The 13,310-nt window shown below is 42.1% G+C and carries 8 protein-coding genes; 5 read left to right on the top strand and 3 right to left on the bottom strand.

Annotated elements, in window-relative coordinates; genetic code table 11:
• Positions 1–184 precede the first annotated feature (184 nt).
• On the bottom strand, positions 185–1,225 hold the full coding sequence (locus BW961_RS16875) for a stalk domain-containing protein (RefSeq protein WP_068588757.1): 1,041 nt from the start codon (positions 1,223–1,225) through the stop codon (positions 185–187).
• Between the two features lie 124 nt (positions 1,226–1,349).
• Positions 1,350–2,615, bottom strand: coding sequence for an MFS transporter (locus tag BW961_RS16870; protein ID WP_068588760.1), 1,266 nt, complete (start codon positions 2,613–2,615; stop codon positions 1,350–1,352).
• 136 nt (positions 2,616–2,751) lie between these two features.
• Here BW961_RS16870 and BW961_RS16865 point away from each other — a divergent pair, with 136 nt between their 5' ends.
• Positions 2,752–3,354, top strand: coding sequence for a TetR/AcrR family transcriptional regulator (locus tag BW961_RS16865; RefSeq protein WP_068588763.1), 603 nt, complete (start codon positions 2,752–2,754; stop codon positions 3,352–3,354).
• A gap of 91 nt (positions 3,355–3,445) precedes the next feature.
• Here BW961_RS16865 and BW961_RS16860 read toward each other — a convergent pair whose 3' ends face one another.
• The gene (locus tag BW961_RS16860; RefSeq protein ID WP_068588766.1) at positions 3,446–8,551 is read right to left on the bottom strand and encodes an S-layer homology domain-containing protein; all 5,106 of its coding nucleotides are present in this window, start codon (positions 8,549–8,551) and stop codon (positions 3,446–3,448) included.
• Positions 8,552–8,809: 258 nt separating this feature from the next.
• Here BW961_RS16860 and BW961_RS16855 point away from each other — a divergent pair, with 258 nt between their 5' ends.
• The 4 genes from BW961_RS16855 (at position 8,810) to BW961_RS16840 (ending at position 13,305) form a co-directional block, all read left to right on the top strand.
• Entirely contained in the window at positions 8,810–9,505 is a 696-nt protein-coding gene (locus BW961_RS16855; protein ID WP_068588768.1) for a response regulator transcription factor, read from the top strand.
• The gene (locus BW961_RS16850) at positions 9,498–10,502 is read left to right on the top strand and encodes a sensor histidine kinase (protein WP_068588772.1); all 1,005 of its coding nucleotides are present in this window, start codon (positions 9,498–9,500) and stop codon (positions 10,500–10,502) included. Before BW961_RS16855 ends, BW961_RS16850 begins: the two co-directional genes overlap by 8 nt.
• A 105-nt stretch (positions 10,503–10,607) precedes the next feature.
• Positions 10,608–11,369, top strand: coding sequence for an ABC transporter ATP-binding protein (locus BW961_RS16845; RefSeq protein WP_068588774.1), 762 nt, complete (start codon positions 10,608–10,610; stop codon positions 11,367–11,369).
• Entirely contained in the window at positions 11,359–13,305 is a 1,947-nt protein-coding gene (locus BW961_RS16840; RefSeq protein WP_068588777.1) for an ABC transporter permease, read from the top strand. Before BW961_RS16845 ends, BW961_RS16840 begins: the two co-directional genes overlap by 11 nt.
• Positions 13,306–13,310 lie beyond the last annotated feature (5 nt).

Here is a 13,310-nt window from a genome sequence, read left to right as displayed (position 1 = left end):
ATTCCAGAAGGGTCTTTAATAGGGGAATACTCCAAGTCTAGTGCTGCAAGAATGTTATCTTCCGAACGTCACCAAAAATATTTGGCGTATTCTGTCACCCAACATGAAAAAAGAAGCGTCTAGGACAATGATGTTGTCCTAACGCTTCTTTTTTTAGGATAATTGTATAATGCATCTGCTTACCCTAAAACAACCTGCGTGCTGTTACAAATCGTTTCATCCATTTGTCATCTAACGTTTCATAATGAACGCCAAGTTCCTTCGAATACGTATGTAACATTCGATTATTCCCTACATAGATCGCAACGTGGCCAATGTCGAGTCCTCGTGCACTGAAGAACAACAAATCCCCCTTACGCAAATCGTTAATCCCAACTTGCTTGCCCTCTTTGGCTTGATTATAAGAGACACGTGGAAGATCGATCGACAGCTTGTCCTTAAACAAGCGACTGACAAAAGAAGAACAGTCAAATGTAAGCGTCTGATCGGTTGCAGCACCAAATTCGTACGGTCTATTCAGGAACTTCTCACCGTAAGCGATCAACTCGTCGGCTTGACGATCCGCGAGTGACGCACTCGTGTAATCGCTATATTTGGGCTTCGCCGAGATGTATCCCGTCTTGTTGTCACGAGTCCGAACTTCTAACCACATCGCGTCAACTTCCTGAATAACTTGAACCTTCTCGCCTACGGGCAGCATTTCCCGGATGATGGAATCATTTGAGGAATCCGGTTGGCTTCGCAAATTGACCCCATAAAGAATCTTTGTATCGAATGCATTTGTAGCTGAAGAAAAGATTCGAACCGTCCGAGTGCTCGCGTCCCACTTCACAATGCTATCGAGAGCTTCGCTCACAAAACGCAGTGGCATCATCGTATAACCGTCACTCATTTGGCCTGGAACATTCAAAATTAGCGGTTGTCCATTCTTATAGGCTGTGCGCTCCCCAATTCGATAGGTTAACACCATATCTCCCTTGGTTGCCTTAACCGTGTGGGTATCGCTATTCCATGAAACCTTAGCTCCCTGAGCTTCAAATAGCTCGCGCATCGGAACGAGCACCGTATCATTTACGAGTAGCGGTTCGACTTCAAGTTGAAGCTTGTGGTCATCGAGATAGATGGCCTTCACGTGAGTCTGCGGCAACGTGTCCGCATGAATCGGGGCTGAAGAGAGCATAGCTGTAAGTAGTAGAAGTAGCATTGCACCCTTTTTTATCGTCATGTTGTCATCACCTCGTTGTTTGATAAGTTCATCTATTGGTACGACAACGAGGCTGATTAGTTTTGTTTCAATTATTGACTATTATGTAAATAAGCAAGATGAAGTTACACCTGAACTTGATTCCTCAAACAGAAACTTTCGCATTATGAACATTGTGAAGTCGGTGACTTCGTCTTCGAAAAATAAATAAGGCTACAAAACCCAATGTGACGAGGATACAGATCACGACATCAAATCCGATTAAAACCTGATAGTTTTTAAAATAATCGAATGATAATCCTCCGATTAATGTGCCCATAATACTACCTGCCTGATGGAAGACGAATAGAAAACCCGTTTGTTTCCCTTTACCTTCCGCATACTCATTGAAGATAAGAATGCCTCCTGGAATTACGCTTAAATAGGTCATGCCGAATGCAATCGCAAACAGAATCGGTGACCACCCCACATGCATAAAGAGGATAGCAAAGCCCATAATGCGTATGCCAAACAACATAGCCATCATGACCAACTTATTGAATCGATCCAGTAAGAATCCGAAGGTAACCGACCCTACAATTTCTAGGATGCCAAGTATACTCATCGATAGAGCGATCATGCTGGGAGAGACATTAGCCAACTGATGGATGGCGACCAAGTTCATCTCGACGGTACCCATGTTGATGCCACAGGTGAATAATGCGATTCCGACTAAGAAAAAGATCGGCAGATGAGATGCCCTCTTGAGCGATGGAGCAACTGTTTCTTGTTTATCGTGATTGTGATTTTCCACTTCGATTGACCCATCCACTTGATCTTTCTTCGCGCTGTTCTGCTGATGACCCTTAACACCCAACCAAATCACAGGAAGTGAAATAAGCAGACTCAGGATAAAAGAGGTCAAAAAGGCATCCTTCCATGTCAGCCAGCTCTGCGACACGAAGATTGGAGTAGTAATCGCTAAACCTACAGAGTTAGCGCTCGTCAGTAGCGCCATCGCTTTGGCCCGATGATGCGAGAACCATTCAAACATCAACAAATACGTTGTCGTCGTCCCAATACCAGCCAGACCAGAGATCACGGCGTATCCAATGAAGAAGATCGAGGGATGTTCCCCTATCACGACAATACCCGTACCCAATGTGCCCATGACTGAACTTATCAACAACACCTTTTTGGCACCATAACGATCTACAAGCCAACCCCCTAAAGGTGCACATAGGGCTGTAATCAATGCATTCGTTGACCATGCCATCGAAATGAATCCCCTGCTGATGTCTAAGTCCTCAGATATGTTTACTTGAAAATACGACATGCTAAAACGGGTCAACGCACCAATAAACCCTATAATCCACAGCGATCCTAACCCAACCCAAGCATACTTGGGTTCTTTGAACCATGTTGCATTCATTGCTTTCCCCCTCCCCTTTGCCATCAACAAAAAGATACCGATCGGTCTCTTTTTGTTGATTATATGCTATACTTTTCAATATGACAACTTCATTTGATATAATAATTGTAAGAATTCATTGTAACGGGGGATGACAATGCAAAAAGGCGAGAATACCCGCACACTTATTATTGCTAAAGCCGCTGAGCTATTTAACCAAAAGGGATATTCAGGTACATCCCTATCAGATATAACAGAGATAACAGGCATTAAAAAAGGCGGTATTTACCGCCATTTTGCAAGTAAGGATGAGATTGCTCTTGAAGCTTTTAACTATGCCGGTACCATCGTGGGGAGCCATTTTACACAAGCAATTGATCAGCAGGAAACAGCCTTCGGTAAACTGTTAGCCAATTTACACGTATACGAAAATGTGGTTGATGACCCACCTTTTATTGGGGGATGCCCGCTTCTTAACACGGCTATTGAGAGCGATGACAGTCATCCAGGCCTACGTCAACGAGCCCAAGAGGGTCTACAGAGCACACTAGACGCCATGAAAGAGATTATATCTAAAGGTATAGACAGCGGAGAATTCAAAGCAGATCTCGATGTTGATGCGCTTGCCACCTTCACCCTTTCCATCATGGAGGGCGGCGTCATGATGAGCAAACTCGAAGGTAACAATCGACATATGCAGATGAATATTGAGAACTTCTCTACTTATTTAAAACAGGTATGCCTGCGCACACCTGAGTAACGACCCCAGTATATAAATTTCTACACACCAAAAAGAGCCGTTTCAGTGCCAATCATGGCGATGAAACGGCCCTTCTTCAATTCATAGTACGCTATTTCATATCGTCACTAAGGGATTGAACCCAAGTCTCACTTCCATCTACGTTGTGCTTGAATTCATGCGAGACGGTCGATTCTTGAACATCTCCGAAGCCCCAATGACTCACGGGTACATCAGGAAATAATGGCGTAAGTCCTAGTAACGGACCACGATACAACATCCGGTTAATCATCGTTACAGCTTCGACACGAACAATATGATTGTCCGGTTTAAATGTACCGTTCGTATATCCGGTTAGGAACTTGCTATTATACAAGGATTCGATCATATTCCCTGCCCAGTGTCCTGAAGTATCCGAGAAATGTGCCTTGGTAGGCTTGCTGATCTCCAATTCCAAGAAACGAGCCATAACCGAGGCAAGTTCTCCACGTGTAATCGGTGCATCTGGACGGAATAGACCATCTTTACCACCGCTGAAATAACCATGTTTTGTTGCTATTCTAATGTAATTCGTTGCCCAATGTCCTGGACGAATGTCCTTATAAGGCAATGCATAATCAATATCAACATTCTCGGTCAATCTCGCTACAATCGCAGCAACCTCTGCACGAGTCATCGATTTGTTCAACTTAAACTCTTTGTCAGGATAACCTAGAATATATCGATAATGTTTAAGCTCGCCGAAGCGATCTGAGAACACATTAATTTTTACAGATGATCTCACACCCGTACTTGCACTATTTGCGGTGAACACACCTGAAATATCATAGATTTTCTCTACTCCGTCCAGCAGTGGCCATTTCACAATTAGCTTGTAATTACCTACTTGTCCAGTTGCCAAATTCGATAATTTCCATACTATGGTATTACCCGTAACGGTGCCCCCGGCCGGATCTACAACTATCACGCCTGCAGGAAGTGTTACTTTTATTTCTCCTGACGAAATGGGATGATTAGAATCATTCTTGTAGGTTACAGTAATTTGAGAATCTCCACCTTCTTTAACTTTGTTCTTATCCAAAGAAAGATTTAGGGAGATATTCGATTCGTTCGACGTACTTGGTACTTCCGTATGGTGTGGTGGACTTGGTACTGACGTTTGGATTGGTAATAACGCCACATCATGTTTAACAATAGCCCATTCAACAGACAATGTCGGACTCGTGTAGTTATGATAGCCAGTCTTCGTCACAACCACATAATAATCTGTTTCTGGATACACCATATAGGCATAGAAACCATGAATGTCACTCAACTGATCCGGGCTAGCATTGTTATTTGGCTCGAACCCAACAAGTGCTGGCAATGTGACAGCTGCCCCCAGTATCAACCCTTTAGCTTTATTTCTTGCTGTATTCGCATAATGAAGAACTACCTTAGCACCTTCGATTGGCAGATGAGTTACAGCATCTGTAATCGTGCCATATGGATCAACAAGTGCTGCTGTGATATTCATTTCCCCGGAAGCCTTAACGCTTACCTTACTGCGACTAAACGTGATCTGCTTACCTAGCTCAATCTCGTAGCGTACTTCTAGTTCGTATTCACCAAGTGCTAATCCATCTGCATGAAATACACCTTGTTGATTCAGTGAATAAGCTGTTGGTACGCCATTGCTTGATACATAACTGCCATCGGATTTCTTCAAATAGACAATCGACTTGCTCACGATATCGTTATTAAGCAGGGTAGACTGACCACTCGGTTGCTTGAATAACACGATACCGGTAATTGTCTTCTCGGAATCGAATTCCTCTTCTCCGGCCCCAGAAACCTTATCAACCTTAGCCGTCTGCTTATAGGTAATAATCGTGTCTACACCACCTATATTTACCGTTTGCTGTACTTCTAGTTCATAAACAGCGTCGCCCTTCGGAACAACGATATCATACGATCCGTCAGTCTTTGTAATCACTGTCTCATCAAAGTCAATTCCTGGTGTAATCAAACCATCACCATCGAGATCAAGTGTTACTCTTACAACAACACCAGCCACCGGTACATTGGTGTCACCCTTCGTGATTACACCATGAATCGATGCAGGCATGAACGTAATATTAACAGCCGCCTGCGCATTTAATCCCAAATTTGTATCGTTGGCCGTAGCTAGGATAATAATATCCTTTTCATTTACACCCGTATTAGATGCAGACTGATACGTTACTGTTGCTTTACCTTCCGCATCCGTCACCGCATGGTTCGGTCCAACAAAGCTACCCTCAGGAGCAGTAAAGACAACTTCAACACCTACAATTGGAACACCATTCTCATCAAGCAGCAAAGCTTTTATATCAGTTGTTGAATGACCATCGCCTACTATTTTCTCTGGATTTGCCGTAAGTGATAGGCTTGCTCCCGTAACTTGGAAGTTGTTATCAATTAACTTAGATGCTGACTCTGTCTGTAGAACGTCACCCGTTCCATTTACAGCAACGAATGACACCGTATGTTGTCCTGTTGCCGTGTTAGATGGCAATATGAACGTCATATTCTCCCATTGCTTATATCCGTCTGTTGCCCACGTTGACGAATTCATTAACATTAAGGGCACTTCTACACCAGAGATTAACGCTGTCACCCCATCCGCTGATTGTGTACTTAATGCGGAGAGCTTAAGGGGTTGACCTGGGATGGCTTTCACAATCGTAGGATCACCTTGTCCCTTGTTACCCACCCATCCATCTAGCGCCTTATTAATGTGAATAGTAATTTCAACGGGTGCGCTAACATTACCCTTCTCGTCTCGTACCGTATATGTGAAGCTGTCCGTTCCTAATTGAAAGTCGATGTTAGGTATATAAGTCCATGTTAGTCCATTGGGATCCGTAGGATCTTGAGTTAAAACACCCTTCAGCGGGTCCGTAACGATGCTATCATACGTCACCCCAGTGACGGTGCCACTGCTATTTCCTTCAAGAACGATAAGAATGGATGATACGCCTTCTTCTTCGTTATATACATTTGGCTCGGCGATCGGTAGCTTTTTGTATGAAATGATGACCTTACCTAGATTGTCCGAGAAATGCATACCGTCGGATCCAACCCAAGGGAATTCTACATTGATTCCTGGGGTCAATCCCAGCGCTGGTTCGAAGACTAAGTTATTCAGTTCTGCTACTTTAAGTGTAACTGATTCGCCCGGCTTGTAATAAACCGTGCCGGTTACCGTTGCATACCCCAGCTTACCGCTAAGCGCAAAGTCTGATGGTAGATCGATTCTTACTTCGGTCAGTTCATCTAGATCTGTGTCTGTATAGGCTGGCGCCAACGCAAAATTATTAGCCGCGAATCCGATCGCTGACCCTTCCACACCAGATTTCATGACAATACCTACAACAGGCGGTGTATTAATTGTAATCGTAATCGTCTTATCTTTAACTGCATACTGTAAGCCATCTGAACCATTCCATTCGAACGTCACTTCGCCCGTTACACCTGGAATAGGGATGAATTTCAGGTGCGTTAGGTCACTAACGTCGATCAATTGATTCACGGTGACATCTGTTACTCCACCCGCGCCATCATCAAGGACTAGCTTACCCTTTAACGGATCAGGCAACGTCACAATCTTCACGGTGGCTAAAGGTTCGCTACCAGGATCTACATAATTCGGTATGAAGTCATTCGTGCCTGTAAATGGGAACAGTGGATCCCCAATCTTCATAAACACGCTAATATCCTTCACTTCTGGGGAACTATTCACCGTAACCTTCGCATCTGCTGGTGCAAATATCGTTCCGTTATATCCATTCCATAAGAAATCGATTGTACCATCGAACCCTCCAGTTACAGGAACGAAGGCCAATTTACCTAGCTCGCCAACCGGGATCTTCTGACCTGCAGTAACAAGACTGCCATCAAGCTCCAATACCCCTTTGGTTGGATCAGGAAGTGTGATGATCTTCACCGATTCGAGATTATCTCCATTAGCTGCATTCCCATTAACCATCAAGTATTTATCCTTGAAGTCCTTCGCAGTAAACTCAGTCGGATCTGAACGCAGTCCTGACTTACTGATGTCCTTTACAATCGGGTCATGCGTAGAGAATGTAACAACATGCTGCGCTTCTCCGGGATTTGTATATTTTTCAAGTTCCACCCCGTTGCCACGATCGTCAAACAAAATAATATTAACTACATATTCCTTAGAAGGATTGATACCTGAGTCGGTAAGGACAATCTTATTCCAATCTACCTCTTGGCCTTCTGTAGGCTTGTCAAAAAACTTCTTGTCCAGACCGACGTTTCTTTCCACAACTTGTCCGTTCACAAGCGTCTTCTCAATGACGTTTACTTCCATAGCGAAGTTGTTACCCGCCACTTTAGGAATGAAGCTTGTATCGATCGTCACTTTGCCATTCTCAACCTTCAAGCCCGCTTCGGTGATTTCACCCGTCTTGCGAATCCCACCATCTATTACAAGCTGGCCCCAGTCCACTTTCATAGTCCAATTGGTATTTGCTAGAGCGGATCCAGTTCCTGTGCGTGTATCTTGATAATAGTGATGAATTGACACACCGACATAATTATCTCCTAATGCAATTCGCTTCCATTCGTCTGGTTTGAATGTCAGAACGGACGTGTTCCAACTTGAGTCCTGACCCGAGAGTGCACCAAGATAAGCCCCTTCGGTAATCTCCTTCATATAATCTTGGCCATTAACGCCAACCTTCGAATCTTGAATATTCTTAGTCCATGTAGAAGTTGTCTGCCAAGGCGTATACGATGCGCCGAGTGCTATATCAGAAGGATTCGAGGAGAAATAGACACGATCCCATTCTCCATTCCCCGGTACCTTTTCAATATACTCATCCACATCATTCGCACGAATCAACAACTGTGCGCTCTTTGTCGGAAGCCTATCCACATTCGTGATTTTGAATTCGACAGGATACTTGGCGTAATTATCCGCTGTCGTTTTATTTTGATTTTTAATACTGATATCCATATCATCGTCAGCTGTGGATGATCCGGCGCCACCGCCCCAATTATCCGTGTCGGTAAAGTAAGTGGATCCACTTGCCTCAACTGCCGCCTCTGCTGGAGATAACCCGATCATCCATTGCCCTGTAGCTATGAGAAGAGCCAACATAAGCATGGTCAATTTCTTACCCCAATCTTGTCTTCTAACTTGTATACCTACATCTTGATTCCTCATCACTTACTCCCCTTTAATTCACTTTATTGAACAACATGAAACATCACTTTTGTACAAACCCTTCTGACTTTTCCATACTTATCCATTAAAGCAGAACGTTCTATACAATTTCTCAACAATTCGACAATCATAACGATCATATCCGCTAATAATTGACAGTCATGGACTTCTTCTCATATTCTCAATACCTTACCTAGCTTACACACAGGTTTTCCTATACAATTATTGTAAAATAATCTAAAAGTGTGGTGAACCCAATTGTTTAAACTCCTATTAGTTGAAGATGACACTACGTTATTTCATGAGATCAAAGATAGATTATCGCAATGGTCCTATGATGTGTATGGGATTTCCGATTTCAGTAAAGTGATTCAAGAATTCACAGAAATCAAACCTGACTTAGTCGTTATAGACATTCAGTTGCCTAAATTCGATGGCTTTCATTGGTGTAGAATGATCCGGTCTCATTCAAACATTCCAATTATATTCTTATCCTCTCGTGATCACCCGACAGATATCGTCATGGCTATGCAGCTTGGGGCAGATGATTATATCCAGAAGCCTTTTCATTTCGATGTACTCATTGCCAAAGTACAAGCGACACTTCGACGCGTATACAATTACAATACGGACGTCATCGAGCTCAAGACATGGTGCGGTGCAACGGTCGATTATGAACGAAATATAGTCACCAATGACACTGGATCGATTGAACTGACGAAGAATGAAATTTTCGTATTAAAAATGCTCATCGAGCAGAAAAATAAGATCGTAAGCCGTGAGGAGTTAATCAATAGCTTGTGGGATGACAAACGTTTTGTTAGTGATAATACCCTCACCGTCAACGTTAATCGTCTACGAAAGAGACTTGATGAGATTGGATTAGGATCTTTCATTGAAACGAAAGTTGGACAAGGTTATATGGCTTTCGAAGAGGCAAATGGATATGATTAAAAAGTATGTCACGGAAAGACGCAGCTGGATCATGCTATTTATAGCACAGCAACTATTGATCCTATTTGTCACTTTCGTTGATCCGACGATCCCCCTAGAGTCCATGCTCTATTTAGTCTTTTTATCGATGATCCTTTTTTCGATCTTCTTCGTTATTCGCTACAGTAAAGAGACGAAATTTTATAGAAGTCTAGAAGCACGGGATAACAATCTTGATTTAACGAGTATAGCAGGACCCGAAAGTCCCTTTGAACAAATCATTGAAACCAGTATGACGAACCAAACCGAACTGCTAAGACAGACGGCTTCACATAATCTTATGACGTTAGAGCAAGAGAAAGATGACTTGCTCGCTTGGATTCATGAAGTGAAAACGCCACTTACAGCCATGCATTTAATGATTGACCGCATAGACGACGAGACCATGAAGACTCATCTAACCTATGAGTGGCTTCGAATCCATCTCCTGCTTGACCAACAGCTCCATCAAAGACGTATACCCTTTATTGAGAATGATTTGTATATTGAACTTACCGATTTAGAAGTGATTATTTTCGATGAAATTAAGACGTTACAATCATGGTGTATCCACAAAGGCATCGGGTTTGATATCGACATACAAGTAGCAGAAGTGCTTAGTGATGCCAAATGGCTGGCTTTTATCTTACGTCAACTCTTAACAAATGCCGTGAAATATAGCCAAGCCTCCGATATCACGATTAGCAGTTATCAGCATGAGGATCAGACTATCCTTGAAGTGAAAGATTGTGGGCGCGGTATTGACCCCAAGGATCTATCACGTATTTTTGATAGAGGATTTACATCCACAACCATGCATCAAGACACTGCTGCAACAGGCATGGGGCTATACTTAGCCAAGAAAGCAGCACAGTCATTACTCATACATATCCATGTGGAATCAGCACTTGAAATCGGTACGATCGTAACATTAACTTTTCCACAAAAAAATGAATTCGTACGTATCACAAGCGTGTGACAACAATGTCACATGCTTCGTTGTTTTGTTCGCTCAATCGCAGGATAGATAAGGCAAACCCTTTTATACTAAGGTTATTGAGAAAGCAAAAGGGAGTGTGTCAAGATGGTTATTCTAGAAGCAACTAAAATCCATAAGAGTTATGGCAACAAATTCAACAAACAATCTGTATTAAGTGGTCTGGATATGAGCATTGAAGAAGGGGAATTTGTTAGTATCATGGGTGCATCTGGTTCAGGAAAGACGACATTACTTAACGTCCTTTCCTCGATAGATAAGATCAGCGATGGTTCGATTAAGATTGAAGGCAAAGAGATTTCCGGCATGAAGGAAAAGCAATTGGCTGAATTCCGTAAGAATCATTTAGGTTTTATTTTTCAGGAATATAACTTATTAGATACGCTGACCGTTAAGGAAAATATCCTTCTCCCATTATCGATTACAAAGACACCTAAGAAAGAAGCTGATCAACGATTCCAGACTCTAGCGACTGAACTGGGGATTGCTGATCTGAAGAATAAATATCCAAATGAAATTTCCGGGGGTCAGAAACAACGCACCTCAGCTGCACGAGCTTTTATTCACGAACCTAGCATTATTTTTGCCGATGAACCGACGGGTGCCCTTGATTCTAAATCCGCCTCCGACCTGTTGAACAAACTAAGTGAACTCAATCAGAAACGAAAAGCAACGATTGTTATGGTTACTCATGATCCGGTGGCCGCTAGTTATTGCAGTCGAGTGATCTTTATAAAAGATGGACAAATCTATACGCAGTTAAATAAAGGTGAAGAAACAAGACAGACGTTCTTTAAGGACATTATGAAAACCCAAGGTGTGTTAGGCGGGGTGCAGAATGAGTATTAATCAACTCATGTTTCGTAATCTGAGGAAGAATCTGAAAAATTATTACCTGTATGTATTTGCCTTAATCTTTAGCTCCGCCCTCTACTTCGCATTCGTCACATTGCAATTCGATCCCTCTATGGATGCTACCAAAGGGTCTGTAAAAGGAGCCGCTGCGATTAAAGCAGCATCCGTCTTACTTGTGGCTATCGTTTCTATCTTTCTTTTATATGCAAATAACATCTTTATTAAGAGACGTAGTAAAGAAATTGGCTTATTTCAATTAATTGGGATGACCAAGAACAGAATATTTCGAATCCTGAGCGCTGAGAACTTCATCCTGTATTTCGGATCATTGATGGTTGGGATCTTTCTCGGATTTTCTGTTTCGAAATTAATTATCATGGCTCTATTTAAAACGATCGGCGTCGAAGGTATAGCAAGACTACATTTTTCTTATGAAGCACTCTTTCAGACACTGATTGTATTCTTCGTAATCTATCTCTTTATCATGTTGATGAATTATTTGTTTATCAAAAGGCAGAGTATTCTCTCATTGTTCAGAGTGACTTCTGTGACCGAAGGCAAAGTGAAAAAAGTGTCCTTTATTGAAATGATCATCGGCTTACTTGGCATCCTGTTGATCCTACTAGGCTATTATATTTCATCGAAATTATTTAGTGGCGACTTCACCAAGATGAACGAACTATTTGTTGCTATGATCGTTATTCTGGCATCCGTCATCATTGGAACGTATCTTTTCTATAAGGGGTCTGTCCGTTTCGTATTTAATATCATACGAAAAAATAAAAATGGTTACTTAAACATTAATGAAGTATTGTCCCTCTCCTCCATTATGTTTCGAATGAAATCGAATGCCGTATTGCTAACCATTATTACGACCGTATCTGCACTTGCCATTGGTTTATTATCCTTAAGTTACATCTCATACTACTCTGCAGAACAAACAGCCAAAACCTCTGTCCCAGCAGATTTTGCAATGACCAATATCCAAGATGCAACGAAATTCAAAGCAGCCTTAACCGCCAATAAAATGTTGTATACCGAAACAGTGATTGATGTCATTCAGGTCAATGTAAATATGGAGAACGTAATAGATAGACTCACGGAAGGATTGAATATAGATACGAAAAGCGTGGCTCTGCCTGTGATTAGTGAAGATTCCGTTGAAGGTATTCAGGTGTCTGCGAACGAAACCCTCCTTACGGGATATAGTAATATGCTACAGAAATTTATGTCTCTGAAAAAAACTGGATCCATTGAATTGAAGGGTCAACACGAGGTCATTCCGCAACAATTTATTGGTTTAAACAAGGATACGGTTGTCTCATGGTATTTCACGGATGGCGGCATACCCGTTGCTATTGTAGACAAAACGGTATTCGAACGATTGAAGAATGACATCAATCCATCCATTCAAAAAAAGTCCTCGATTTATATCGGAATTGACTTGAAAGATCGCTCTAATATTAAAAAAGCAGATGACATTTTCCGCGAACTGGGTTTCAGTAAGAATAAGGATTATGATTCTCAACTTGAAATGATGACCCAACAGAAACAAAACATGGGACTGATCATGTTTATCGTGGCTTTCCTGGGACTAACCTTTCTAATTACATCCGGATGTATTCTGTACTTCAAACAAATGGATGAATGTGAAGATGAGAAGTCCAACTATACCATTCTTAGAAAGCTCGGTTTCACGCAAGGCGATTTGTTAAAAGGGATCCAAGTGAAACAACTTTTTAATTTCGGAATTCCGTTGGTCGTTGGGTTACTTCATAGTTACTTTGCAGTTCAGTCGGGAGGGTTCTTATTTGGTAATGAGCTGTGGACACCGATGATAATAGTGATGATACTGTATACAGCACTGTACTCCATCTTCGGAATACTATCCGTCTTTTATTACAAGAAAGTGATTAAAGAAGCACTATAATAAGA

The sequence above is a fragment of the Paenibacillus macquariensis genome, from assembly GCF_900156375.1.
Classification (GTDB): domain Bacteria; phylum Bacillota; class Bacilli; order Paenibacillales; family Paenibacillaceae; genus Paenibacillus_AQ; species Paenibacillus_AQ macquariensis.
Note: the sequence above shows the minus strand (reverse complement) of the source record. Positions and strands in the feature narration are given on the sequence as shown.

Coding starts and splice junctions, on each gene's coding strand:
- BW961_RS16875 (WP_068588757.1), bottom strand. CDS start 1,225: ATGACGATAAAAAAGGGTGCAATGCTACTTCTACTACTTACAGCTATG.
- BW961_RS16870 (WP_068588760.1), bottom strand. CDS start 2,615: ATGAATGCAACATGGTTCAAAGAACCCAAGTATGCTTGGGTTGGGTTA.
- BW961_RS16865 (WP_068588763.1), top strand. CDS start 2,752: ATGCAAAAAGGCGAGAATACCCGCACACTTATTATTGCTAAAGCCGCT.
- BW961_RS16860 (WP_068588766.1), bottom strand. CDS start 8,551: ATGAGGAATCAAGATGTAGGTATACAAGTTAGAAGACAAGATTGGGGT.
- BW961_RS16850 (WP_068588772.1), top strand. CDS start 9,498: ATGATTAAAAAGTATGTCACGGAAAGACGCAGCTGGATCATGCTATTT.
- BW961_RS16845 (WP_068588774.1), top strand. CDS start 10,608: ATGGTTATTCTAGAAGCAACTAAAATCCATAAGAGTTATGGCAACAAA.
- BW961_RS16840 (WP_068588777.1), top strand. CDS start 11,359: ATGAGTATTAATCAACTCATGTTTCGTAATCTGAGGAAGAATCTGAAA.